This is a genomic window from Pseudomonas sp. MRSN 12121 (genome assembly GCF_000931465.1).
GTDB lineage: Bacteria > Pseudomonadota > Gammaproteobacteria > Pseudomonadales > Pseudomonadaceae > Aquipseudomonas.
This window is the reverse complement of the sequence record NZ_CP010892.1, coordinates 3,090,802-3,117,768: the sequence shown is the minus strand read 5'-3', so window position 1 is coordinate 3,117,768 and position 26,967 is coordinate 3,090,802. Positions and strand designations below refer to the sequence as shown.

Annotated in this window: 12 protein-coding genes; 1 reads left to right on the top strand and 11 read right to left on the bottom strand. The window is 63.3% G+C overall.

What is annotated here, in order from left to right:
• Positions 1-7: 7 nt before the first annotated feature.
• The 6 genes from TO66_RS14170 to TO66_RS14145 form a co-directional block, all read right to left on the bottom strand.
• Positions 8-1,819 (bottom strand): DUF2341 domain-containing protein, encoded by a 1,812-nt coding sequence (locus TO66_RS14170; protein ID WP_044462911.1) that lies wholly within the window; start codon positions 1,817-1,819, stop codon positions 8-10.
• Positions 1,820-1,839: 20 nt separating this feature from the next.
• The gene (locus TO66_RS14165) at positions 1,840-3,486 is read right to left on the bottom strand and encodes a ShlB/FhaC/HecB family hemolysin secretion/activation protein (RefSeq protein WP_409077172.1); all 1,647 of its coding nucleotides are present in this window, start codon (positions 3,484-3,486) and stop codon (positions 1,840-1,842) included.
• Positions 3,487-3,560: 74 nt separating this feature from the next.
• The gene (locus TO66_RS14160) at positions 3,561-4,163 is read right to left on the bottom strand and encodes a transposase (RefSeq protein ID WP_044462910.1); all 603 of its coding nucleotides are present in this window, start codon (positions 4,161-4,163) and stop codon (positions 3,561-3,563) included.
• A gap of 257 nt (positions 4,164-4,420) precedes the next feature.
• Positions 4,421-5,224, bottom strand: coding sequence for a helix-turn-helix transcriptional regulator (locus TO66_RS14155; protein ID WP_044462909.1), 804 nt, complete (start codon positions 5,222-5,224; stop codon positions 4,421-4,423).
• A 79-nt stretch (positions 5,225-5,303) separates the two neighbouring features.
• Positions 5,304-9,578 carry an AMP-binding protein gene (locus TO66_RS14150; protein ID WP_044462908.1) on the bottom strand — a complete coding sequence of 1,425 codons (4,275 nt, stop codon included), beginning with the start codon at positions 9,576-9,578 and terminating at the stop codon, positions 5,304-5,306.
• Positions 9,579-9,915: 337 nt separating this feature from the next.
• The gene (locus TO66_RS14145) at positions 9,916-10,479 is read right to left on the bottom strand and encodes a YbhB/YbcL family Raf kinase inhibitor-like protein (RefSeq protein ID WP_044462907.1); all 564 of its coding nucleotides are present in this window, start codon (positions 10,477-10,479) and stop codon (positions 9,916-9,918) included.
• Positions 10,480-11,068: 589 nt separating this feature from the next.
• Here TO66_RS14145 and TO66_RS14140 point away from each other — a divergent pair.
• Positions 11,069-11,329 carry a hypothetical protein gene (locus TO66_RS14140; protein WP_044462906.1) on the top strand — a complete coding sequence of 87 codons (261 nt, stop codon included), beginning with the start codon at positions 11,069-11,071 and terminating at the stop codon, positions 11,327-11,329.
• Positions 11,330-11,390: 61 nt separating this feature from the next.
• Here TO66_RS14140 and TO66_RS33365 read toward each other — a convergent pair whose 3' ends face one another.
• The 5 genes from TO66_RS33365 to TO66_RS14135 all read right to left on the bottom strand — a co-directional run bounded on the left by TO66_RS33365 (position 11,391) and on the right by TO66_RS14135 (position 26,947).
• Entirely contained in the window at positions 11,391-11,846 is a 456-nt protein-coding gene (locus TO66_RS33365) for a DUF6911 family protein (RefSeq protein ID WP_148558651.1), read from the bottom strand.
• Positions 11,847-11,983: 137 nt separating this feature from the next.
• Entirely contained in the window at positions 11,984-12,328 is a 345-nt protein-coding gene (locus TO66_RS33360) for a hypothetical protein (protein WP_148558652.1), read from the bottom strand.
• Between the two features lie 41 nt (positions 12,329-12,369).
• Positions 12,370-12,648, bottom strand: a complete 279-nt coding sequence (locus TO66_RS33355) for a hypothetical protein (RefSeq protein WP_148558653.1) — start codon at positions 12,646-12,648, stop codon at positions 12,370-12,372.
• Positions 12,649-12,678: 30 nt separating this feature from the next.
• Entirely contained in the window at positions 12,679-13,044 is a 366-nt protein-coding gene (locus tag TO66_RS33350) for a hypothetical protein (protein WP_148558654.1), read from the bottom strand.
• Complete coding sequence (locus TO66_RS14135) at positions 13,028-26,947, bottom strand: filamentous hemagglutinin N-terminal domain-containing protein (RefSeq protein WP_082061083.1); 13,920 nt, start codon at positions 26,945-26,947, stop codon at positions 13,028-13,030. The genes TO66_RS33350 and TO66_RS14135 overlap by 17 nt, the downstream gene beginning before the upstream one ends.
• Positions 26,948-26,967 lie beyond the last annotated feature (20 nt).

Here is a 26,967-nt window from a genome sequence, read left to right as displayed (position 1 = left end):
TTTCTCCTCAGGCCGGCACGCTGGCGTTATGCATCCGCGCGGGCGCGGCTTCGCTGGACTGGCTGGCGCCATGCAGTTCGGCCAGGCGGGTGATGAATTCGTCGACGAACACCCGCATGTCGGCGCTGACTTCCTTGTTGCGGGTGACCAGCCGGTTGTAGCCGAACAGCGCCGGGATCGCGACGAACAGGCCCATGGCGGTGGCCAGCAGCGCCGCGGCCATGCCCGGGGCGATGGCGTTGATGTTGACGTCGCCGGCCATCGCCGTGCCGAGGAACACCACCATGATCCCCAGCACCGTGCCCAGCAGGCCGATGTAGGGGCCGCCGGCGATGGCGTTGGACAGGGTCGAGAGCTTCGAACCGAGTTGCTGGTTCTCGCGGGTGCGCACGCCGTCCATGGAGCAGCGGATGGCTTCGATGGTCGCCGCCGAGACCGACGAGGTGTCGGCGCCCTGGGCGCGACGGGTGCGGATTTCCTGAACCGCCACCTGGTACAGGCGCCACAGCGAGGAGTGCCGCAGCAGCTGGCCCAGCTCGGCGTCGTCGGCGAACATTTCCAGGCGCGTGCCGACCCGCGCGAACTGCTCGCGAAAGGCCTGGTTGGCCTCGCTGACGCGGCCGAGCGCGCGGTTCTTGCGATACATGATGATCCACGACTGGACCATCATCAGCACCAGCACCGCGATGATCACCCAGGCGTCCAGCGGCACCGCCTTGAGCAAGAAACCCAGGCTGCCGAAACCGAAGCCCGACTGTTCTTCGTCGACGCCGTACACCACCAGTTTCGACTCGGCGCCCTGGGCCGCGGCATCGGCCAGCAGCAGGCCCGCGGGCCGGGCCACCTTGGACAGGCGCAACTCGTCCAGCGCCCCGTTGAACGGCAAGAACGCGCTGGCGGCAGCCCCCGCCGCCGGCGGCAGGTCGGCACCGATCGCCAGAGGCGAGTTGAACGCCGGCAGCGCCACGGCCAAGCGAGCGCTTTCGCGGCCGTTGACGAACAGCGCCAGCTGGCTGCCCTGGGCGGTCAACGCCAGGTGCTGCCATTGCCCCGGGTTCAGCGGCTGGCTGGACACCCCGCGCTGGCCGTCGACCTCGACGAAGGGCACGCCCTGGTTGACCCCGACCAGCAGGCTGCTGGTGCCCTCACGCCGGGCCAGGACCACTTGCTCGCCGCTGGCCTGGTCCAGGCGCAGCCAGGCACTGAAGGTGAAGGCGCCGTCGGCGTTGTGCTGCAGCGATGGGCTGGCCGGCAACAGCAGCGGCTGGCCGTTGAACTGCAAGGCCCGGCCGATCACCCCGTCGATGCTCGCGCCGGTGGCGTTCTGCGCATGGTTGCCGTAGGCCGTGGTGTCCTTGGCCGGCGTGCCGTTGGCGCCGTCGAAGTGATAGAGGCCGATGTAGTTCGGGTCGAAGGTCAGCTGGCCGTTGGCGCTGGCCGGGGCTTTCTGGTTGCCGTAGTACATCCAGATATCCTGGCGCTGGCCGCCCTCCACGTTCGGCACGTCGACCCAGACCAGGGCCATGCCCATCAGCGGGTCGAAGCTTTCGATCTGGTGGTTGAACACGGTCTTGTCGTCGGCGCTGACGAAACGCAGGTCGGAGCCGTCTTCCTTGACCCCGTCGAAACTGAAATTGCCGGTGTGCAGGCGCACCAGCAGCGCGGTGCGACCCAGGGCCTGGTTGATGGCCGCGCCTTGGGGCGTGGTGTCGATCGAGATCTGCTTGCGGTAGTGCCAGTCATCCTGCCACCACGCCTGGGCGGTCGCCGGGAGCACGAAGCCCAGGCAGATCAACAGGGAAATCAGTAAGCGCTGCATGAAAGTTACTCCGTGAGAGATCAAAACGTCGCCTGCACGCTGAAGTGCAGGCGCGAGTCCTGTTTCTGGGTGTTCGGTCCGTCAAGCAGCGGGTAACCCCAGTCCAGGCTGCCGGAAAGCCATTTGCTCAAGCTGGCGCGGGTGCCCAGGCCGACGCTGGCCAGGCTGTAGTCGGCCTCCTGGTCGGGAAGCTCGTCGCGCAGGGACATGCGGGCGCCTTCGGCGAAGGCGTAGAAGCGCCATTCGTTGACGTAGCCGCCGAGGAACCTGGCCAGGGACGGCGTGCGCAGTTCCTGGGAAAACAGCAAGCCGTCGTCGCTGGTGCGCTCGGCCGCCAGGTAACCGCGCACCGAGGTGGCGCCGCCGGCGGAGAACTGCTCGTTGGACACCAGCGGCCCCGAGGCCAGCTGGAACGCCGCCTTGGACGCGCTCTGCCAGTCGTTGGCGAAGGTGTAGGTGTAACTCGCGTCGCCCTTGAGCACGGCGAAACTGGGGTTGGCGCGGTAGCGCTTGTTGTCGAAGTCTTCATCCGAACTGCTGTAGCCGAACAGGCTGCGGGTGCCGGCCACCAGGCTCAGGCCCAGGCCCAGCTGGGAGGTCTCGGTGTAGCGGAAGCCGTTGTAGGCGAAGGTGAACGGCGCGTACTTGAGCGGCACCTTGTTGCGTTCGCCGCCCAGGCTCAGCTCTTCCTCGAAGTCCTTGAAGTCCACCCCGAACGAGAACGAGTTGGCCCAGCTGCCGCTCGCCGGCAGGCTGTAGATCAGCGACAGGCCGTAGGAATGGCCCTTGCCCAGCACATTGCTGCCGCCGATGGTGGCGACGTCGCTGTCGGACTGGTAGCCGGCGAACTGCAGGCTCCAGCGCTCGTTCAGCGGCGCGGTGTAGGAACCGGACCAGACCTTGGCGTTGTCCTGGTCCTCGGGCGCGGTGAAGTAGGTCAGGGAAATGCTGTGGCCCAGTTGCCACAGGTTGTTGTAGCCCAGGCTGGTCACCGCCCGCAGGTGCTTGGTGTCGGCGCTGTAGTCGTTGTTCAGGCCGATGCTGGCCTGCCAGGGGTTCTGGTCCTCCACCTGCAGGTCGACGTCCATGGTGCCGGGACGCTGGCCCTCGCGCACCAGGGGCATGACCTGGCGCCCGGGCGTCTTGTTCAGGCCCGCCAGCTGGCCCTGGACCTTGGCGAAGTCCGGCACTTCGCCTTCCTTGAGCGCCGGCACCTCGTCGCGGATCTCCACCGGCGAATAATGCTTGGCGCCGACCACCCGCACCCGGCCAACCTTGGTCTCGCTGACCTGCAGGTAGACGATGCCGTCCTCGACCTTCTGCTCGGGCAGCTCGACGAACACCGACTGATAGCCACGCGCCTGGTAGACCTTCTGCAAGGCGTCGCGGGCGCCTTCGATATCGCTCAGGGCTTTTTGCGGGCCGAGGTAGGGATACACCGCTTCTTCGATCGCCCGGGCATCGAGCACGGTATTGCCGCGCACGAAATACTCGTTCACGTCCACCAACCGCGCAGCCGTTGCGCTGCCGGGCACCGGCTCGCCGTCCGCCGGGCCGCCCTCCTCGGCCGACGCCGGCAGGCTCGCCGCGGCCAGCGCCAGCCAGCCGCACACCGGCAGCCAGCGCCTGGTCGGCCCCGGCCGCCCTCTCTTGAACAGATGCTCCACACCGCCCCCTAGATTTCCAAGAATGTCGAACCGCGTCGCCGCCGCCGTCGCCGTCTGTACGGCGTTTGGCCGGATCAATTGCTCAAGGTCGATGTCGTGGCGTGCTTGGCCAGCCAGCTGTGCAGCAGCGCGAAGTTCAGGGAGAACTCGGGCATGTGCAGCAAGGCGCCACAGAACACTTCACCGATGATTTTCTGGATCAGTTGCACCGCCCGCGCATCGCCCAGCAGCGTGGCGATGTCCCGGCTCAGGACGCCGAGGTTCCAGACCTTCTGGTTCAGGTCCAGGCCGACGAACCAGCGGAACAGCAGGTTGTAATTGAGCTGCTCGTACAGCTGCTGCTCGCCGGGCACCGAATACAGCAGCTGCAACAGCAGGATGTGCATCACCGTGCGCGGCGCGATGAGCATGCCGGGCTCGCCGTCCAGGCTCTGGAGAACGTCGCGGTGCTGGTCGAGCAAGGCATCGATCTGCGGACGCAGCAACACCAGCGAATGGCCCGGCGGGATGTAGCTGGACAGCTCCTTCAAGGCGCCCTGCCAGTCATCCTGGGAAACGATCCAGACCCACGGCGCGCCGTAGCGATAGACCGATACCGGCTTCTTGCGCGCGGCCTCGACGATCTTCGACAGCCGCTGGTCCAGCTCCTGCATGCCCACTTTCGCGTAGCGTTCCATAGTCCCCATAACCTCACTCCCGGCGTCCCGCCTCGGCTCAGAAAAGCGGCCAGAAGGCCCCCTCAAGCGCGTCACATCTGCATGACGGGACTGGCGAAGTGCTACCGAACTTTTGTCACAAAAGCTTCATTCACAAACGGGGGATCGCGATGAATGGCAAGCAGCGCCCGCATGGCGCCGCAGCGCGGCGACCCGCACAGGTGGGAGGGAGGTGGCGGCCCTGCCCCCGGGCGGCAATGGGCAGGCGGGCGGGCGCCCTAATCGGACAGGCGGGTTTTGCGCAGCTCGCTGGGGGTGATGCCGAACTGCTGCTTGAACTTGTCGGTAAAGCGCGATTGCGACTGGTAGCCGCAACGCTCGGCAATGCGTCCGATCGGCTCCAGGGTCGTCTGCACCAGGAACAGGCCATGGCCCAGCCTGGCCCTGTCGAGCACGGAGCGCAGGCTGCTGCCTTCGGCCTTCAATTTGCGGCGCAGGGTGGACTCGCTGACCGCGAGCTTTTCGACCAGGCGCTCGACACGCCAGTCCTCGGCGATATTTTCGCTGATGATTTCATGCAACTGATGGCCGAGCGCGGGATGCCCGACCAGGCGGCTCACCTCGGTATACCCGGACAGATACAACAGCTGCAGGAGCTCTTGGCGGCGCAGGCGCCACAGCTCCCTGGGAGCAAAGAGCGACCACTCGACGAACTGCTTGAGCATCTTCGCCAGGGCGCCCTCGATCGGCCCCTGAAAATGCCTGCCCTCGCCGCTCCGGGTGTGCCTGAACGAGTCGAAGTCGGCAAGATCGAATTCGATCAGCACCGCGAAGTATTCCTCGCCCGGGATATTGCGCATGTCGATGGACGCGGTATTCGGTAGAAACAGAAAGCTGCCCGCAGGGCAGACGATCTCATCCTCGCGCCCCAGCTTCTTGACCCCCGCCAGGACAAGGATCAGCAGCGGCTTGGCAATGGGCGCATTGAGAATGCGCTGCTCCTTCAACGACAGGTACGCCGAGAATGGCAGTGGCCTGCCTTGGCGCAGCGCCTCCTTCACCAGACTGGTTATTTCCCGCATGCATTCCCCCTTTGCGATAAAGGCCAGGGCCCGGCCTTCGCGATGAAGGCCGGGCCGGTTACCGGTGCTCGAACCCGCCTCAGGTCGCCTGCAGCACCGGCTCCTGCGGTTGCGGCGCCGCGTCTCTGGCGGCGTCCACGATCAAGGCGATCGCGCGGATATCCCGCGCGGCCATGATGTCCGGCACCGACAGCGTGATCTTGCGGTTGGCCGTGGAGAACTGCGCCCGCAGCGTGTTGGTGAACTGGACTACGCCGAGCGACGCCAGGCCACACTCCTCAAGGCTCCACTCAGGCTGCGCCGCCATCCCGGTACTGCGCTCGACGAGCTGCAATATCGCGCCCAGGGTATCTTGCTCCGCGGCCACCCCGGCCTTTTTCAGCGATGCCAGCCCCAGGCCGACCACACGCCGGATAACAGGGTCCAGAGGTTGCACCAGCTTGCCGAAGATCACCACCAGGCCGACCACATAGAAGTACTCGTACCATTCCACCGGCACCGGCTGCGGGCTGAACCAGTAGAAGTCCTTGCGATAGCTCCACCAGTTCCACCACTCGCCGTGCCGGGTGACGGCGTAGTACCACTGGCCCACGACCTGGTGGAACAGGAAGCACGCATAGGCGGTGGGCGCCAGCGTCTGCGAGATGGGCTCGAGCCGCAGCAGCCTCGCGGTCACGCCCTGCCCGGTACTCAGGGCGAACACCCAGAGCAGCGTGATGGGCGCGAACAGCCGCGAGTTTATTTCGTCCCAGATCCGGTTGACGATGCCGGGATCGGCAAAGTTGTCGGCCGCCTCGGGGCGCAGGAAAAACGTCTCGAGGGAAGCCTGGGCGATGCCGGCTCCATGCGGGATATAGCCCTGCAGCACATGGGCCACGCTGAGCGCGATGACGATCAGCGTGATGGCGTCGGCCACATACCCCCAGCGATAGGCACGCGCCTGTTCCGCAGGCCGGATGGCGTCATACAGGAACGCTGCGCACATGCCCGCGACGAAATACACCATCCAGAACGGGGCGAACAGGTAGAAGCCGAGCATCACGGCGTTGTCCTTGTCCGCCATGGCCATCTGGCTGGCGCTGGGGATCAGTCTGTCGCCGCTCAGCGGGTCGAAGAAACCGTAGCCAGTCGCATCCGCCGCATAGCCGTACCAGAAGCCCAGCAGTATCAGCCCGTTCAGCGCCAGGCCCGCGGCGGTCAGCACCAGCAGGCGCCGGGTGTTGCCGCGGCTCTTGTACAGCGCGTTGTACAGGACCGGGAACACCACCAGGCACTGAAAGTACATCGAGATGAACCACAGGTAGAACCCCATGAACCAGGAAGCGCCCCACAGCGGCGTGGCCGACAGCCCCGCCAGATGGATCGCCACTGTCGAGAACAGGTTGGCCAGCCACGAATCCTGCAGCAGCGGCGTGCCTTCGCAAAACAGCCGCCCCATGTCCTGCGGCAGCGCATTCCAGTGAAACACCACCGAGAAGGTCGAGGGCTGGCAACCAGGCAACAGATTGATCAAGGCCAACAACAGGGCCAAGGCGTAAAGCGGATACATCGCCGACACCCGGGACCAGAAGAACGCCGCCTTGCGCGTGATCAGCGCGGGCATGAAGACCGCCAGCGAGAACCCCGCGACGACGAAGAACGCATGCACATGCCAGGGGAACTGGCGCAGGTTGGCAACGGCACCCCACGACTCGTCCGAACCGATGTGCATGAACATCACGTAGCAGGCGAGCAGGAAGCGCAATCCGGCCAGGGTCGACCAATCCACCCTGGGGGCGTCGCGCAGCGCTTGCGCGGCCGCCGCCGGCTGTGTACGCGATACCGCGGCAGGCGCCGGGATCGAGTCTGGCTCGGCATGCGCCGCGGTCATGCCCAGGACCTGCGCCAGCCCATTGCGGATGTACTTGCGGCTGGCGGTCTTGGGCAAGTCGTCGTCGGCGACCAGCTTCAGCCACGCCGGGTACTTGAAAGCGGCCAGGCCCTTCTCCCGCAGAAACCCGCGGATTTCCCTGACCGCCTGCTGCTGGGTCACCTGCCCCGCGACAGCCGGCGCCAGGACCAGCGCGCAGCCGACCTCCTCGCCATACAGCTCGGACGGCACCGGAAAGCACACCGCCGTCTCCACCCAGGGATGTTGCACCAGGAGGTTTTCCACCTCGAAGGGGGACACCTGTTCGCCGCCGCGCTTGATCAGTTCCTTGAGGCGTCCGCGCAACACCAGCGAGCCGCTGGCGTCGATCTCGCCCAGGTCGCCGCTCAGGAACCAGTCCCGCAGCTGGCCGTCCGCCGGCGATGGCAACAGGAAGCGCGACTGCCGGTTGGCGGTCGGGTCGTGTAGGTAGCCGGTAAACACCGTCGGCCCCGAAATCGCGATCTCGCCCGCCTCGCCGAACGGCAGAGGCCGCAGGGTGACCGGGTCGACCACCGCCAGGGAGGCCGTGACGGGCACGCCGACCGAGCCCTGGCGGTGCTGCCACGCCCCGGCGTTGCGGGGTGGTTGGGAAATCGGCATCTGCTCGGACATGCTGTAGGTTGCGACCACCTCACAGCCGAAGACCTTCTCCAGCACCAGGCGATCGGGCTCCTTGAGCGCCGCGGCACCGGAGCGGATCACCCGCAGGCCGTGGTCGTGCCAGCGACCCTGGCGGTCCAGGTAGGTGGCCGAGTGTTCCTGGAGATAACGGAGCGTGGCGTTGTGGATGGTCGGCACCGCCGAATACCAGGTAGGCCGGGGATTGGAATGCATGAGCGCCTGCACCATCCCCTGCGGGTCGTACAGCCCCTCGCAGGTAACGGACGCCCCCGCCGCGACGCTGCAGAGCAGCGACGCGCTGAGCCCGCCGATATGGTCCAGGGGCATGACGCTGTACGTCACATCGCGGGCACCGATGCCGATGCCATCGGCCAGGACGGCGGCGTTCCAGACCAGGTCCCGCTGGCGCAGCGGCACCACCTTGGGCACCGAGGTGCTGCCCGAGGTGCGCAGCAACAGGCAGTGCGCAGTCGGCGGGTTGACCAGGGCCGGCAGGTCCCGGAAGCCCGGCACCGACTCCAGGTAGCGGAACAGCCCTGGCGAGCCGGCCCCGATCTGCTGCGCACGATGCAGCCGGGCTTGCCCGCTGCCGGCATAGCGGTCGAAGGCGGCCCGCACCCCGGCGGCGGCGACCTCCTCGAACAGCACCATGTGCTTGACTCCGTACTGCTCGAGCGCCAGCAGGGTGTCGGCCTCGCTCATGGTCGGGGTCAGCGGGACGGCACAGGTCTGCGAGGCGATGGACAGGAAGGCCGTGGCCGCCACCGCGCTGCCTCCAGGGGGCGCCAGGTAGGCGACCACCTCGCCGGCCTGCACCGCCAGCCGCCGCAGGTCACCGTCGCCGCCCGGCTGGCAGAACCCGAGCATCTGGCCATAAGTGGTGCACACACTGGCGTCGCGCTCCCGGGCCAGGCGCAACAGCGGCGCATCGGCGGGTTGCGCCGCCAGCAGGCCGGTCAGCGTCTGCGGCAGCCCCTGGGTCTCTATCTCGACCGTGGCCACTTGCACATCGCGGGCAATCGCCCGGGAACTGAGAACGCTGGAGCGCTGCCAGAGCGGCTCGGGCAGCGCAAGCGAACGCTCAGAGGCGTTAGCGGTGCCCTTCAGGTAGTGGCGAAAAAGGTCACGAATCGCGCTGTCATTGCGTGGCACCGGCTCGATGGCGTGGCCGCCGTCCAGGTAGAAGACCGCGCGCGCCGCGGCACTCAGCGCCAGGGATTCCGACCAGGGCTTGTAGTCGTCCTCGCGCCCGATCAGGTGAATGCTTCGAGACTGGGGAGACGGCGCCGGCACCGGGCCAAGACCGGCCCTCGAACGCAGTTCGGACAGCGACAACGAGGCGCCGGCGCAGGCAATCAGGGTGGCGCGAAACAGTGCGCCATTCTCCCGCCGCGGCGAGATCAAGCGCCCCGTGCGCTTCTGCAAGGCCGCCATCAGCGCCGCGTCCGCCGGCAAGCCATCGACGAGACTGGCGATCACCCCGCCCTGGCTGAAACCGAAAATGCCATCGAACGGGCCTTCTTTTTCCAGGACCGAGAGTACATGCAGGACCGCATCACAGAGGGCATCGGCCAGGGCCTGGGCCGGTTCGCCATCGTCGGTGGGGAGCCAGGAATACCAGGGACCGGCAATCAAGTCTTCGAACTCTTCTATTCCCGGTCCTGGCCGGTGGCTGGGAAGCGGCCCGTTCAAATAAAAAATGTCGTACTCGGACTCGTTCAATCCGAGGTTCTTCAACTGCATCCTCGTGACATCGTTATTACTACCCCGGCCATGCAGCGCCAGAATCCTGAACCTCGAAGCGGGTGCATCCTTGATCATGCTGAAATCAATTCCTTTCAAAAGGGTCATTTATAGTGATTGACCGATATTCCCTACTGCTTGAAACCCAGCATCTTTGGTTCAGCGCCTTCCACCCGCAGTCAATCGTCTACTTCAAAGTCGGCAAACCCGGTTCGCCTCTACTCGGAAGAGTCAGCAACACAGCTGGGAAAACCACTTACACATAATCCCCGGCCAAAAAAATCCCCCGGCAAGGCCGAGGGATATATATGTTTCTACTATCCCACCGAAAGCGATGTGGACTCTGATAACAAGCCCTGCGCAGCTTCGGAATATTGAAATAGCAACATCAGAAATATCAGATCAAAGTTGGGAATTACTTACGTTCATACAGTGCTTCGATCGTACTCGAAGCAATGGAGTTAGCCCGCACCATGTACCCGGTCAGCGCTGCGGAAGCGCCCTCGGGCAACTCCAGTTTTTTCGACAAGGCAAACACCGTGAACTGATAGCGGTGGGCGCCATGGCCTTCAGGCGGGCAAGCGCCACCAAAGCCGAAAGCGCCGTAGTCGTTCTTGAGGCTGGTGCTACCGGCCGGCGCCGCCTTGTCCGCAGCCCCCGCCCCAGCCGCCAGGGTGGTTACCGTCTTGGGAATGTTGACCAGTTGCCAATGCCACCAGCCACTCCCGGTGGGCGCATCGGGGTCATAGGCAAACACCGCGAAGGCCTCAGTACCCGCCGGCGCGCCGCTCCAGGACAGCTGGGGCGACTGGTTGCCGCCACTGCAACCGAAGCCCTGGAACTCCTGCGCACGACTCATGGATTTGCCCTGAGCGATAGTCGCACTGCTCAAGGTAAAAGATTCCGCCAAGGCCGGGCCCGACAAAACAACGGAGACTGGCAGAGCCAGTTTTAGCAATAGAGTACGCACTTCATTCATCTCACTTTGACATTACAAGGTGGGACGGGATGTTAAGAACTTCGCTCCGCTCGCGTTAGTCGAAAAACCTTCAACTTTTATCCGGAAACGGTCATTTGCCGAGTTGGGTTTTGCATGCTTAGGAGTGGCCGCGAATAGTCTTACAGGACTTGCAGAAAGTGCTGACTTTTCGCTTCAGAAAGTCTTGTAGTTTCGACTCGTCTGTTAGGACAGCAAGGTTTAGCAACCGGCCAGTAAGACTGATATGCGGGGAGATTGGGTCGCCTCTCGCTTAACTAATCAGAAAAACCCTACAGCCGGACGTGCACTCGCCTTATTCCTGCCAACCACAGCGCGGCTTACAGTCGTTTGGTCGCCCAGAGGGCGACCGGGTTTGGCGACCTGAGAGACACAAGTAGGCTACGTATTCTGCAATCAGGCAGAATACGCTGCTGCGAGCGCAGCCCTTGCTTTATGGCAGCTGTGCGTGGGAGACCTTAGGGTCTGCCGGTTTCTTGTGTCGCCGGTTCGCCAACCTGCGTACAGCCGCCACCCATTCGTTTGGCGACGAATGAGTAGCGATACTCAGACAGGCACAAGGATAGAAACCATGAATCGCTACATGCCTATTACCGGCCACGACTGCAACATCCCCCACCTGCTGATCGACACCCAGGCACCTGTCGATGTGCTTCACGATGCAGCGGCCTACCGTATTCGTGCGGTGACTCAATTGCTGGAAAACTTTGCGGATCCTGAACTACCACACATTAAACCAGTAGCTCTTCAAGAGCTGGCACTGGTCTGCACCATTTTGTTGCGCGATGGGTGCGATTTGATGGATGTGACTGGACGACGGTTACAAGAGTAGTTTTAGTCTAGACAGCAAATATCCCCCGGCAATGCTGGGGGATACTTATTTAACTTAATGATTAAGGCTTTGGATCCCACTGAGAACGCATATGTAGCAATCCTGTACGCAGATCACCACAATCGAAAAGCTCTCTAAATATAACCCGCGCCACTGAAAGATCTGAGCACACTGTTCGGGCATCCCAATCATCATCACCAAAACGAACGGACCCACGAAATGGAGAATCTCCCGGCTCCCACCACTCTTGCAGCTCAGCTTTAGGATCAGAAGAATTTGTTAGAACAATTAACCTATACTGGCCAGACAGAGACTTCATGCACAACTCTTTGACAAAGGAAGCCCCAAAACCAACTACTCTAAGATAGACAAATCCGCCATTATCAAACGCATTTTCAAGTGCTGTACAAACTCTTTCCCAAACAGGATTCTCTGTAGTCTCAGCAGGTGGACTCATCGAATTATCAAGAGCACATAACTCCAAAAAAAAATCAGCACACTTAGTCAAACGATTCATGCCTCAGCAAATAAAGCCTTAACCCTAGCAAGGACTTAACCTCTTCAAAATTCAGCATCATATCTAAATAAAGCAAAGTGCACCTGCACTACCTCCCCTACGGCACTTGCATCTTTTAACCTAGCAGGCTCGCCTTTTTAATTATTCGAACCTCGCCACAGCTCATTCAAAACAATTAACACCCTAGAGCAAACCAATAACTGCACATCAAAAACCACAACCTCCTCCGAGAAATGAATTTCTAATGGAATTGAAATACTCACATTTTTGGCTGCCGAAGCTTTTGAAAATACAGCAGCAGAGAGATGGCTAGTAATTTTTGAAATATCGGAATAAAACATACGCATACTTTTCTCATAAAACTTTATAACCAAGCCTTTTTCAAAAAGTTTCAAGACACATCCATCCAGATTGATCCTATATACCCCCACACCCAAATCAGGGTCATTACTGAGAGATATGTAGTCTCCATAACCAGACATATTGAGACTTCCAAGATGCTTGCTCACTGTCTTTAGACGACTCACTGCTTTAGCCCTTTCAAGAAATCTCTAAGACCTTCTTTGGTAGCAGGGAAACTCAAGGAGAACTTCTCCCCTACTTTTCCCGCCCCTAATGCTGCACCTTCCTCTGACGCATAATAACCTTTAAAGGTGATAGTCTTGCCTCCTTGAGACTGAGTATATTCCAGAAGCTTTTTAAGCGGCCCCACTAATTTGGCACCCCCACTGGGGCCATAGCCAATAAAAATTCTCGACGTACCAACAGCAAAGTCGTCAAATATAACCTCACCGGCACTCATCGTCATTTTCGGGGAATGTATTTTTACTAACTACCCAAAGCGCCTAATCAAATACTCCCTGTATCTTTCTGGCGAAGCATTAATCAATCTCGCAACATTTTGTCCACCGGCAGAATACACATCAACTACAGCCTCAACAAAGTAATACTGCTCCCCCGGCAACTCGCTCAGAATTTCACTATTCGACTCAAAAAAGGAAATCATTTCTTCAAGGGATCGAAGATGGGCAAGGTAGCGAGCAATCTCCTCATATGCCGATATATATAAATTGCTTTCTACAACTCCCTGAACACCATCAAACTCCTCAAGCACTTCAAGAAGTCTATCCTCGGAAAAAAGGCATAAAGAGAGCAGCCAATTCACAAAACCAGTAAACACCTTAGCGCTTAAGTGCATTACTCAAGTCCCTCAATAGCTCATGAGCATACTCAATATCTCTCTGGGTGTTTGGATACGACCCGGGAGGTTGATTGTCTGCTTTTCTAATAAAATTGTTAAGTCGGGTCTGCATTTCAACTGCCTTCTGGGCGTGCCCTGAATCAGATAACAGTACTCCACTCTGTTTTTCATATCTCAATGCATCAGCTAAGCCACCATTCCCTATACGAGTACCGGTCTTATCCGCTCCAAAATATGACGTTAGAATTTTTTCCAGTTGTGGGCTATCCGCTTTCCTATACATCGGACCTAGTCCGCCGCTAATAGCTTTTGCCCCAAGAGCCTCTCCAAACTTTTTCTCAACTACTTCTAACGCTTCCTTCGTCAGCTTCTCACCGACAGTAACCGCTGCCTTTCCTTTACCTGTAATGGAAGGAAAACCTAGCTCAATCCCCAACATCACAAGCCGCTCTTTTTCTGTTGGCTCAAAAAACAGATCACGCAACTGAGCAGGTGGAAACTGGTTGAGGAACTCGACGACTCGAGGATTTAGTTTAGAGCGATCCTTCTCTCCATCAACAATTTTTTGCAAATCCACCAAAACATCTTGGGGTTGCAAGTCAAGATATTTACCCTCGGAGTGAAGGGCATCAAAGCCTGTTTTTAGTCGTGCCGCAGCTTCGCGATGGACTTGGGCATTATATCGCTCAGCATTTCCCGCTACCCAACTGGCTGTTTCCGGATCACCATTAGCCAACGCGCCAGCCAAGACCCCGATGATCTGCGCGGTGCCTACCTTGAACTGATCGTCGGTAGTAAACCGAGAGTCCAGATATTTCCCCAGACCTTCAGTAGCTGCTGCCGTCAACCCCTCTGCCGCTGCACCAGCAATTGCCCCTGTTTTAAAGTCTCCGCCCTTGGCAGCTGAAAGTGCTCCACCCAAGACTGCGTGCATCAGAATTTTCTGCGCCGACCCGGGACTTACCTTCAGGTAGTCCGCCAAATCACCGATCTGTTTATTGCCAAAGGCTGCGGTTAAATCCAGACCTTCGGAGACAGCAGCAGTGGCAAGGTTGTCCTTTAAACTGCCGCCATTGATCGCCGTATTGACTCCACCAGTGATCAGAGCATGCGCGCCACTGCGAAGCACATTCTCACTGACCGTATTCCAATCCAACATACCCGACGAGTAGCCAGGATTGTTGAGGCCATCAGCTTTCAGAATCATTGCGCCATCGGTATTCCAACCACCCACAGCATTGTCTACTCCAGACAGGACTCCGCTTGTTACCCACTGCGTGGCATAGCCCTTGATGGCTTGCTTACTGGTTGCAGCTTTTAGGCCGGCACCAATATCGCCACCACCATTGATGGTTCCTACAGCAAAGTTGCTAGCTAACGAACCAGCCAATGGTCCGAGATAAAAGCTCGCCACGATGGAGATAATCAGGGCAGGAGCTGCGCCTAATCCGGAGTTTTTATAATCCCAGCTGTCATGAATTTCCTTGACCACCCGCCAGTCCACCTGTCCATTGGCTTCGGCCTGTTTGAGCCAAGCTAACTGAGGCTCGGCCTTAACCATGATGTCGATTGTTTCGCTGACGGTCTTTTGATCGATCTGTTTAATATCGATATTGATCTTGTTGGCAGCACGAATAGCGAGCTGCCCCTGAGCAACGAGTTCACTTTGGCGCAGGGTTTCATCGGTGTTGCCTTTGCCCTTGGCGCTGGTCCACGACAGGCTGTTGCTGCTCTTCTCGTGACTCTCCTGATGCAGGTCCTTCACCCCCTCGAAGGTGATCTGCCCACCACTTTGCAGCGTGATGTCCTCACCGCTCTCCAGCTTCGCCGCCTGGTATTTCTGGTCGCCGCCGCTGACCAGGGTCAGGTCGCCGCCGGTCTTGATTTCGCTGCCGATGTTTTTCACATCGGTGACTTCGTCGCGCTTGGTTTTCTTCGAGCCGAAGGAGCCCTTTTTCTTCATGTCGTACAACGAGTAGTCGCTGTCTTGCGCTGCCAGCAGTTCGAGCTTGTCGCCGGCCACCAGGTAGGCTTCATCGCCCGCGGTGATGCGGCTGGAGATCAGCGCCATGTCCTTGCCGGCGCTGAGTGCGATGTCGCCCCCGGCGCCGAGGGTGGTGGCGACCTGGCTGACGTGGTCTTCCTGGCGGGTGACTTTCTTGGTCTTTTCGTAGGAATGCTGCTCGTCGGCCGCCGAGGACAGTGTCAGGTTTTCGGTGGCCGCCATGGTGATGTCGCGCTGGGCATCGATCTGGCTGGCGATGGCGCTGATGTCGCGCCCCGCCCTGACGCTCAGGTCGCGGCCGGCGCTGACGTCGGAGCCGAGCTGGGTGACGTCGCTGCTGTAGTGTTTACGGCCCAGCACCAGGCTGCTGTTGAGCTCGGTGGCCAGCAGGTTGACGTCACGCCCCGCGCTCAGGCTCATGTCGCGGCCGCTTTGCAGCACGCTGCCCGGGTTGCTGATGTCACGACCGGCGGAAATGCGCATGTCGTTGGCAGCTTCGATACGCGCCGCGCTGTCGGCGTAATCCTTGTGCGAATAGCCGCGGACCAGGCTGTCCACCGCGGTGACGCTGCGCTCGTTGCGCACGTCGCCGCCGATCGCGGTCATGGTCACGTCGCGCCCGGCGATGATGCCGCCCGCCTTGTTGACGATGTCGTTGCCCGCCAGCAGGTCCAGGCGGTTGCCCGCCTCGATCAGCCCACTGTTGACCAGGTCCTTGCCGGCCGTGGCGGACAGGTTGTGGGTCGCACGCAGGGTGCCGACGTTGTCGAGGTTCTGTCCGGCGATCAACGACACATCGTTACCGGCAATCAAGGCACCGGTCGGCCCCAGGCGGCCTTCGGCCTGGGCCAGGTACACCACCGGCACCAGCACCTTCTCGCCGTTCACTTCGTGCTCTTCGAGCCAGACGATGTCGTGGGTCAGGGCCGCGACCTGCTGCGAGGTCAGCGTCACGCCCATCGACAGGCCCAACTGCTGTTTGCTGCTGATGGCGTTGTCCATCAGGTACTTGAAGAGTTTTTCGTCCGAGGTCTGGCCATCGATGAACCGTTGGCCCGTGCGGGCGACCACCGCTTGCTGGATCAGCTTCTGCTCATAGAAACCATCCCCCAGGCGCTTCTGGCTCTGGTCGGGGTCATAGCCCAGGTTGGCCAGCAGATAGTCCGAACTCATGAACTGTTTCAGTTCGGTGAGCACCGGATTGGTCTCGACCAGGTACTTCTGCGGGCTCGGCTTGAACGAGCTGTCCGGCAGGCCCTGGACCCGGGCCACGGTCTGGCTGGCCACCGCCGTAGCGGTCGTCGCTGGGGGTGTGGCGGTCGTGCTATCGACAATCGGCGAAGTCACGCTGGCCAGCGGATCGCGCGGGGCAAGCGGCTGTGCCGGTACGCTCAGGTCCGGCCCCGTGGCGACCACGCTCTGGGTGGCGCCCGCCACCTGCACGGGCGCCACCTGAGTGATCGCCCCCGCATTGCCTTCGTGGCCCGGCAACGCCAGGGTGCCGCCGTTGTCGGCCGGGGCGCTGACGTCGAGGGTGCTAGCGCGCAGGCTGCTGTCGGTGGCCTGGCGGGTGACGCGGGTCAATTGCCGATCGCTGGCGGCCACCTGGGCGGCGTCGCCGATCTGCACGCTGCGCGCCTGGATATCCGGCAGGTTCTGTTGACGCTGCACGCTGCTGACCGAGGCGCTGCCCAGGGTCCAGTTCTGCGGGCCGGTAGCGGCCTGGGTCGCCTGCCGCTCCGCGCCTCCCTGCGCACTCAGGCGGAACAGGCCGTTTGCTCCCGTCGGCAAGCTAAAGCCGGGCAGGCTCAGCGGGTTGACTTGTTGCTGGGCCCGGTCGGGCGGCAGCTGGCTATTGATCCTGACCACCGTGGTGCCGGTACCGCTCACCCGGGTATCCACGACCTTGTTGGTACCACCGGCGACGCTGTAGTCCTGGTGGATGACGCTGTTCTGCAGATCCTTGGCGGCGGTGATCGAAACGTTGCCGCCGGCCTGGATCACCGCATTGCGGCTGCCTGCCGTACTGGCGGCACCGCTGCTGTCCTTGGCCACCTCGACATCGCTGAGCAGTGTGTACTGGGACAACTGACTCGGCAGTTCAAGCAGGTTGTTCGGGTCGTAGAGGGAGGGCGTGTTGTTCTCGAAGCCGTATTTCAGGCCAGACAGCACGATGTTATAGACGCCACGTGTATCGACGGTTGCCCCCGTGTCCGCGTCTTTGAGCGACACCACGGCATACGATTCGCCGTCTCGCCCCCCCTCTCTGTAACGTGTCGACTTAGGGATCGCCTTATGAATATTGTCTGCCAGGTCCAGGTAATACACATAAGGGAAATCGGGGTTGTTGCGCTGGTTGTAAGGCATCACTACATCGGAGAAAAACTGCCCGGTGGCGCCCGAGCCCATGCCGTAGACCTTGTAAAGACGCGTGCGCTCGATGGTCCCGTTCTGCGCGCCGATGTTCTGCAAACTGTCGGCGGTGATGTTGATATTGCCGCCCGCGCTGATGGTGCTTTTGCTGTTGAGAAAGCTGCCGCCCTGGAAGACGAAATCCTTGCCGGCAGTCAGTACCGCCGAGGCGCTGGTGTCGTTATCCATGCTTTCGTAGATTTCACGGGCCGACAGCGTGAAGGTGTAGCTGCCCCCTTTGCAGTCATTGCATATGTTGGCGATGAACCCCGACTTCAGCTTCCGGCTGCCCGACGCCACCGCGCCATCGGTGCGGTTACGGAACGCGTCGGCGTTGAGCGCGAAGTTGCCCAGGCTTTCCATCGATCCGGAAATGTTTTCCACCACCGCGGCCCTGGCCGCGCCGCCATAGCCGCCGATCGTCACGTTGCCGAGGCCGTACAGATCGCCGTTCTGGTTGGTCAGGTTGGCGACGTTCAAGCTCATGTCGCCACCGCTGAAAACCAGGCCGTTCTGGTTCAGCAGGCTCGCCGTGCCGAGTCGCAGGTCGCCACTGCCGCCCAGGGTCCCGAAGTTGTTGATGGAGCCGGCATTGAGCTGCATCCCCGCCGCCGAGGTCAGCCGCCCATAGTTGGTGAGCGGGCCGCCGACATTGATCGTGGCAGTGCCGCCGCTGGCGACACTGCCCGCCAGCCCCAGGCCCACCGAGCCGGCCGCCAGCCCCAGGTCGCCCAGGCTGCTGTAGCGTCCGTTGCCGCTGTAGCTGCCGCCCAGCGTCAGGCTGGCCGTGCCGTCACTGGCAATCAGGCCGTCGTTGACCCAGTTGCCGCCGGTGCCCGTCAGGCTGGTGGAGGCTAGCAACTGCCCGCTGCCGGTCTGGGTCAGGTGGTTGACATTGATCGTCAGGCGCCCGGCCTGGATCACGCTGCTGTTGGTCCAGCTGTCGGCCGCGAGTGTCAGCCCGCCACGGGTAACGAGGCTGCCACCGGCCTGGGTCAGGTTGGCGGTGGAGATATCGAAGGTGCCGCTGCCCACATGCAGCACGCTACCGCCCTGGTTCTGCAAGCTCGCGGCGTTGAGGGTCAGGTCGCTGTTGGCGCTTTCCAGCGTGCCGTTGCGGTTGTCGAACAGGCCGCCGATCTGCAAGTCGGTCTTGCCGCTAGTGCCCAGGGCCCGCAGCTGGCCGGTCTGGTTGTCGAGGCTGGCCGCGCGCACGCTGAGGCTGCTGTCGCTCTCGATGATGCCCAGGCGGTTGTTCAGGTGCCCATTGAGGTTGAGGTCGATGCGGTTGCCGGCGATCTGGCCGTCGTTGTCGCCGCTGTTGTCGAAGTCATTGGCGCTGACCTTGACCAGCCCTTTGGCATACAGGCCGCCGTTGCGGTTGTCGAAGTTGGCGGTGGTGACCAGGGCGTCGCCGCTCTGGGCGGAAATACGCCCGCCGTAGTTATCGATGCCGCCCAGCGCGCTAAGGCTCAGGCGCTCGGCCTGGGCGATGCCGCCCTGGCGGTTATTGCCCAGGTCGTAGCCGTTTTTCAGTACCCCGACGATCCGCACGTCGAGCGCGCCCTTGAGGCTGGCGAGGGTTCCGCCACGGTTGTCCAGGTTGTTGGCAGTGACCACGAGGTCGCCGTTGCTGGCCAGCAACCGGCCGCTCTGGTTGTCGATATCGCCGTTCACCGCCAGGGTCAGCGCGCCCTGGCTTTGCACCGTGCCCCTGGCGTTGGCCAGGCTCGCGGCGTTGAGTTGCAGGTTGCCGTTCTGGCTGTAGATCAGGCCGTCGCCGCTGTTCTGCACCGCCCCGGAGGTGTTGAGGAGCAGGTTGTCGGAACTCGCGACGGTGCCGCGATTGCGGTTATCCAGGCCACCGGTCAGCACGCTCAACAGGCCCTGGCTGACCAGTTGCCCGCCCTGGTTGTCGATCCGGTTGCTGCGGCTGATGACCAGCGGGCCGCCGCTGGCCAGCTTGCCGTTGGTATTGGTCAGGTTGCCGAGCAGGTCGAGGTTCACCGCGCCGTTGCTGGCCAGGCTGCCGCCGGAGTTATCCAGGGTGGTGCCGGTCAGGCTCAGGGCCTGCCTGGCGCCGATGCTGCCGCCATTGTTCAAGGCCATGGCGCGCAACGTCAGGGTCATGCCGCTGTCGATCGAACCGCCCTGGGCATTGTTCAGCAGGCCGTCGACGGTCAGTTGCTGGCCCGCGCCGCTGGACAGGATGCCCGCGCGGTTATCCAGGCTGGCCGCGTTGACGGTCAGCGCTTTCTGGCTGACCAGCGCACCGGCGCCGCTGTTGAGCAACGCCCCGCCGAGGTTCACCGTGAGATCGCCGCTGCGGCTGGACAGCGTGCCGCTGCTACGGTTGTCGAGGCTGCCGCCGTTGACGGTCAGCCCCTGCCAGCCCGAGATCAGGCCGCCCTGGTTGAGCAGCGTGTCGCCACGCACTCCCAACTGGCCGTTGCTGATCAACTGGCCAGCGTTATTGTTCAGCGTGCGCGCCACGAGGTCGAAGCTCTGGCCGCTGGAGATTTCGCCTGCCTGGTTGTCCAGGTCGCGCAGGCGTTCGATGCTCAGCGGGCCTTTCGCGCTCAGCAAGCCGTTGCGGTTGTCGAGGTCGCCGCCGGCCAGGTCCAGGCGCACGGTGCTGTCGCCCAGCAGGCGCCCGCCGTTCTGGGTCAAGCGGCCGAGCTTCAGGCTGATCCCGCCCTTGGCCGAAACCTCGCCGCCGCTGGAGGAGTCCAGGCTGCTGGCGGTCAAGTCCAGGGTGCCCTGGCTGTTGATCAGGCCGTTGCCACTGTTGTTCAACGCCATTGCGTCGAGGGTCGCGGCACGGCCGCCGAGCACGGTGCCGCCCTGGTTGTCCAGGTCGGCGCTGGCCAGCGTCAGGTCCTGTGCCGCGTTGATCAGGCCTTTGTTCCGGTTGCTCAGCAGCCCTGCGACATTCAGTTTCAGGTCGCTGCGGCTGTTAAGGCTGCCCTCGGCGTTGTCCAGGCTGGCGGCCCGCACATCGAGGGCCGCCGCCGCGATCTGCCCCTTGAGGTTGGTCAAGGCCTGATCGACCCGCAGGGTCACGCCCTGGTTGCCGAGGAGTTTGCCGTTGCTGTTGTCGAGGCGCTCGGCCGCGAGGCTGAAGGCCTGGGCACTGGAGATCTCGCCTCCTTGGTTGTCGACGCCCTTGAGGTTGCGCAGCAACAGCGCGGGGGCATTGATCAGGCCGCCCTGGTTATTCAACTGGCCCTGGTTCAGGTCGAGGGTCAGGCTGGTGTTGCTGAACAGCTTGCCGCTCGCCTGGTCGAGGCTGGCGACATTGGCGGTCAGGGCCTTGGCGCTGCCGATGCTGCCACCGCTGCGGTTGCTGACCTGGCCGGCCGAGAGGTCCAGGCTGTCGCCGCTGTTCAGGCGCCCGCCCTGGCTGTTATCGAACGCTCCGGTGGTCACCCCCACGGTGCCCTTGCCGCTGATCACGCCTTGCTGGCGGTTGTCGAGGCTGGCGCTGCGCAGTTCGATGCCGCTGTCGCTGAGCAGTTGCCCGCCCTGGTTGCCCAGCGCGCCACGGCTGTCGACCTTGAGCACGCCGGCACTCGACAGGCTGCCGCCGGTGTTGCCCAGGCTGGCGCTGCCGACGTCGAGCCGGCCTTCGCTGCTGATCAGCCCCTGCTCGTTCGTCAGGTCGCCGCCCAGGCCGAGACGCAGGTCCTGGCCGCTGAGCAGGCGCCCCGCGCTGTTGTCCAGGGTCTGGCCATCCAGGCTCAGAGCGGCCTTGGCCTCGATCAGCCCGCGGTTGCGGTTGAGCAACTGGTCGAGGCTCATACGCAGGCCCATGGCGGCCAGGATCTGACCATTGTCACTGTTGTCCAGGCGCCGGGCTGTCAGGCCGATGTCGGCACCGGCGGAGAGTTCGCCGCCACGGTTATCGATGCTGTCGACCTCGAGTTTCAGCGCTTTTGTAGCGCCTACCAGGCCGTTGTCGCGGTTGTCCAGCGCAGCGCCCGCCAGGTCCAGGGCGCCGCTGGCGATCAGTTGGCCGTCGCGGTTGTCCAGGGTGCTAAGCGTTGCTACAAGGTCGGCCTTGCCGGCGACCGAGCCCTTGCGGTTGTCCAGGCTGTTGGCGGCCAGCAGCACCTTGCCGTCGCCGATCAGTTTGCCCTCCTGGTTGGTCCAGGACTGGCTCACGCCCAGGTCGATCTCGCCACGGCTGCTGATCAGGCCGTGGCTGTTGTCCAGGCTGGCGCTGCGGCTGTCGAGGGAGGCCGCTGAAATCGATCCGTTGCGGTTGTTCAACGCCTGCGCGACACGCAGGCTCAGCCCCTGCTGGCTGAGCAGCTTGCCGCCACTGTTGTCGAGGCTCTGGGTGCTCAGGGCAAAGGCTTGGGCACTGGAGATCTCGCCGTTCTGGTTGGCGACCTCCTTGACGTTATCGAGCACCAGCAGCGGGCCATTGATCAGGCCGCCCTGGTTGTCGAGCCGGCCGTGGTTCAGGTCCAGGTGCAGCCGGGTCTTGCTGAAGAATTCGCCGCCGTGCTGATTCAGGCCGGCGATGCTGGCCGTCAGGGCCTTTTCACTGGCGATGCGGCCGCTGGCGCCGTTGTCGACCTGGGCGGCCGAGAGATCCAGCGTGTCGTCGCTGGTGAGACGGCCGCCCTGGTGGTTGTCCAGAGCGCCGGTGGTGATGCGGGTGGCGCCCTTGCCGTTGATCACGCCGCCCTGGCTGTTATCGAGACGCTCACTGGCCAGGATCAGCCCTTGCTCGGTGAGGATCGAGCCGCCCTGGTTGAGCAACGCGCCCAGGCTGCTGACCGACAGCACGCCGGCGCTGCCGAGCTTGCCCGCGGTGTTGTCCAGGGAGGCGGCAGTGAGGGTCAGGCCCCCTTCGCTGCTGAGCGAGCCACTGTTGTTGAGCAAGGCACCGTCAAGGCGGATATCCAGCCCCTTGAGGCCGGAAAGGCTGCCGCCGGCGTTGTCGAGCGCGCTGCCCGTCAGGTAGGTGCGGCCCGTGCCGACCAGCCGTCCCTTGCTCTGGTTAATCACCTGCGCCACCGTCAGCCGCAGGTCGGTCGCGGCCAGCAGCTTGCCGCCCTCGCTGTTGTCCAGGCGCTGGCCGGTCTGCTCCAGGCTGCTGGCGGTGCTGGAGATTTCCCCGGCGCGGTTGTCGACCTGGTCGACATTCAGGGTCATGGCGTTGGTGCTGCCGACCAGGCCGCCGTTGCGGTTGTCGAGGCTGTTGCCGGTTAGCAGCAGGCTGCCTTGGGCCACCAGCGTACCGCCCTGCTGTTCCAGGCTGTCGAGGGTGGCGCTCAGGTCGCCCTGGCTGGCGATCCGGCCCCGGGCGTTGATGGCCTCCCGGGCCTTGAGCGTCAGCGGGCCGACCGCGCTGAGCAGGCCACCGCTGTTGTCCAGCCGCACGCCCTCGTAGGCGATCGCGGCCTTGCCGCTGACCACGCCCTTGTCGCGGTTATCCAGCTGCTTGACCTGTAGCTCCAGGTCCTGGCCGGCCTGGATCAGCCCTCCCCGGTTATCCGCCAGGTCGCTGCGCAGGGTCAGTCGCCCCTCGCCGGCCAGGCTGCCGCCACGGTTATCCAGGCTGCCGGTGGTCATGTCGATGCCCGCGGCGGCTTTGAATTTTCCCTGCTCGCGGTTATCGACGGCGCCGCCGATCTTGCCCGTCAGGGCACCATCGACCGCCAGCACGACGCCCGCGGCGCGGTTGTCGAGGCTGCCCGCCTGGAGCGTCAGCGCCTTGCCGGAGCCGAGCAGCCCGCCCTGGTTGTTCAGCGCCCCGCCCAGGTCGATGCTCAGCCCGAGGTCGCCCTTGAGCTTGCCCCGGGCATTGTCCAGGCTGGCCGCCTTGAGGGTCGACACACCGGCGCTGGACAGCTCGCCGCCCTGGTTGGTCACGGCCTGCGCGACGGTCAGGCTCAGGTCCGCATCGCTGTCAATGCTCCCGGCGCTGTTGTCGACGCTGGCGGCCTGCAGTGCCAGGCCATTGCCCGACACCCGGCCCCTGAGGTTGTCCAGGTTGCGCTCGATCCGCACGATCAGCGCCTGGTGGCTGCCCAGGGTGCCGTCGGTGTTGTCGAGCGTCTGTGCGGCCAGGGTGAAGCCCTGGTCGCTGGAGATCTCGCCGCCGCGGTTGTCCACCGCGTTGAGGTTTTTCAGCAGTAACGCACCTGGAGCGTTGATCAGGCCGTCCCGGTTGTTCAACTGGCCGTTGTTCAGGTCCAGCGTCAGCCCCGTGTTGCTGAACAGTTTGCCGCCTTGCTGGTCGAGGCCGCTGACGCTGGCCGTCAGGGTCTTGGTGCTGGAGATAGTGCCGGCGGCGCCGTTGTTCAGCTGGCCGCTGACCAGGTCGAGCGTGTCGCCGCTGGTCAGGCTGCCCCCCAGGTTGCTCAGGGTGCCCAGGCTGGTGAGCTGCATGCCCTTGACGCTGGCGAGCTGGCCACCGTCGTTGTTCAGGCTGCCGGCCTTGAGCAACAGCGCGCCATCGCCCTTGAGCGTGCCCCGGGCATTGAGCAAGTGCTCGCTCAGCGCCAGGTCCAGCAAGCCTTTGGCGTAGAGATTGCCCCCCTCGCCGTTGTTCAGCCGCGCCGCCTTGAGCGTGACCGCCGCCTGCCCGGACAACCGGCCAGCGAACCGGTTGTCGAGCTGCACCAGGGCCAGGTCAAGGTCGCCATTGGCGAGCACCTGGCCGCCCTGGTTATCGAGCGTGGTCCCCGTCAAGTGCAAGTCACTTTGGCTGGCCACCTTGCCGCCCTGGTTATCGAGATAATCGATGCCCAGGCTGGCGCCCCGCGCCGCGCTCAGCGAGCCGCCCTGGCGGTTGTCCACGCGGTTGGCGTTGAGCGTCAGGCCGCCGCCGGCGTTGACGCTGCCGCCGCGGTTATCCAGCGTTCCGGCGGTCTTGAGCGTGACGTCGGCCTGGCTGACGATCCGCCCCTTGAGCTGGTTGTCGAGGCTGGCGCTATCGAGGCTCAGCAAGGCATTGGCCGACAACAGGCCGGCCTGGTTCAGCAACTGCCCGGCAATCTTCGCCGTCAGCGTCGAACCGCCCAGCAGCGTCCCCTGGTTGTTGTCGAGGCTGGCGCCGCGCACGCTCGCGGCCTGCCCGGCCGTCATCGAGCCAGAGGCATTGTCGATCGCGCCCTGGCTGCCCAGCGTCAGGCTGGCATCGGCCACCACCTGCCCCTGGCGATTGTCCAGAGCGCCCACCTGGACGCTGAGATCGCTACCGCGCAGCTTGCCGCCCTGGTTGTCCAGGCGGCCGGCCAGCAGCAGGTCCAGCCCGGCCACGGCGTTGATCGTGCCCTGCCGGTTGTTCAGGCTGTCGGCTTGCAGGTCGAGGGCCGAGGCGGAAATCAACGCGCCGCTGTTGTCCAGGGCCCGGGCGATACGCAGGGTCAGGGCCTGCTCGCTGAGGACCTTGCCGGCGCTGTTGTCCAGGCTGCCGGCCGCCAGGGTGAAGGCTTGGCGACTGGAGATTTCACCCTTCTGATTGGCCACCGCGTTCAGGTTCTTGAGCAGCAGCGCGCCCGGGGTGCTGATCAGCGCATTGCGGTTATCCAGCAGGCCATTGTTCAGGTCCAGGGTCAGGCCCGAGACGCCGCTCAACTGGCCCAGGTCGTGCTGGTCCAGGCCGCTGACACTGGCGGTGAGGGCCATGGCGCTGGCGATGCGGCCGCCTTCGCTGTTGTTCACCTGGCCACTGGTCAGGCTCAGTGCATCGCTGCTGCTCAGCACGCCTCCCTGGTGGTTGTCCAGGCTGGCGCTCGTGACCTGTGCCCGGCCAGTGCTCTGAATCTGGCCCGCCTGATGGTTGTCCAGTGCCCCGCGGGTGGTCAGGCCCAGGCTGCCCTGGCTGGCGATCGAGCCCTGCCGGCTGTTGTCCAGGGACGCCGCGACCAGTTGCAGGTCTTGCCGGGCGGCCAGGCGCCCGGCCTGGTTGTTGAAGGCGCCGCTGGCATTGATGTCCAGCGTGCTCCCCGCCGCGATCAGGCCGGCGACGTTGTCCAGGGCGGCCACATTCAGCATGACCCCGGCGAGGCTGGAGATTTCGCCAGCGGTGTTGTCCAGCGCCGTCAGGTTGGCGTGCAGCTGAGCATTGCTGCTCACCAGCCCGCCCCGGGCATTGAGCAATCGGTCGGCTTCGAGGTTCAGGTCGGCGCTGCTCAGCACCCGGCCCTGGTTGCGGTTGTCCAGGGTGCCGGCCTTGAGGCTGGCGCCCTGCCCCGCACTCAGGGTGCCGCCCTGGTTGGTCAAGGTCTGCGCGGTGGCGATCGTCAGACGACGGCTGGCGACCACGCTCTGGCCGCTGTTGTCGAGGTCCTGCGCCACAAGGCTGACATCGCCATTGGCGTTGCGGCTGTTATCGGCATTGACCCCGGCCTCAATGATGCCGCCGTTGCTCAAGCGGCCACCGGCGCTGAGGGCGATGCGGTCGCGCGCGGCGAGGTTTTGCCGGCTCGTCAGGTCGCCGCGGGTCTGCACCTCGAGGGTGCTGCCGGCGTAGACCGGCCCTTGCGCATCGAGGCTGGCGGCCTTGACGTTGACCGCGCCAGAGGCCGAGGCCTCGACCATGCGCAACTGGCCGTTGGCATCGAGCTGGATATCGCCGCCGCTGGCAATCAACTTGCCGTCGAGTTTCACCCCGACCCCGGCTTCGCTGCCCACCAGTTTGATCGCCCCGGCGTACATGCCGCCCAGGGCCGAGGAATCGATGGCCAGTTCCGGCTTGGCGCTGCCATCGTCGGCCCGGGCAGTGGCATCCAGGGTGCGGGCGTCGACATCGTTGCGGCCGGCGACCAGCGCCAGGTTGCGCGCCTGGATGCGGGCATTGATCTTGGCGCTGCGGGTGATGATCTCGAAACTGTCGACGTTGTTGGCGTTGAGCCCTTCGCCCTCGATGCTCACCTGCCCCTGGTCGACCTGATAGCGGCCGAGCTGGCCGTTCTCGATCACCGGCTTGCCGGTGGTCAGCGTGGCCTTGGGGGTGTTGATGAAACCGCAGCCGTTGCAACTGATGCCATAGGGGTTGGCGACGATCACATGGGCCGACTGCCCCGCCACCTCGGTGTAGCCGCGCAACTGGCTCGGGCTGCCGCCGTTGACTTCGTTGAGGATGACGCTGGCCGCGCTGCCCTTGAGGTTGGGGTTGCCGACGATGAGCCCGCCCAGCTGGGTGTTCTGCGTGCGGTCGGTGGCGTTGTTGAGGATCAGCCCTTGCTGGCCGACGTTGTAGTCCTGGAACTGGTTATGCGACAGGCCGCTGCCGTTGGGCGTGGCGATGTTGACGATCGGCACGCCGTTGCCCGCCTGCCCCAGGCTGGTGCCCGGCGCGCTGACCACGATGCCTTCGGCCTGGGCCCACAGCGGTTGCCAGAACAGGGCATTGGCCAGGACGAACGCCAGGCCGCGCTTGGGCATGCCGCAGAAGTGCTCGCGGGTTTGCAAGGCAGCCGAAGGCTGGCGGGCCAGGAAGGCGAAGTGGCGAACGTCCATGTCGAAGTCTCGGGAAAACG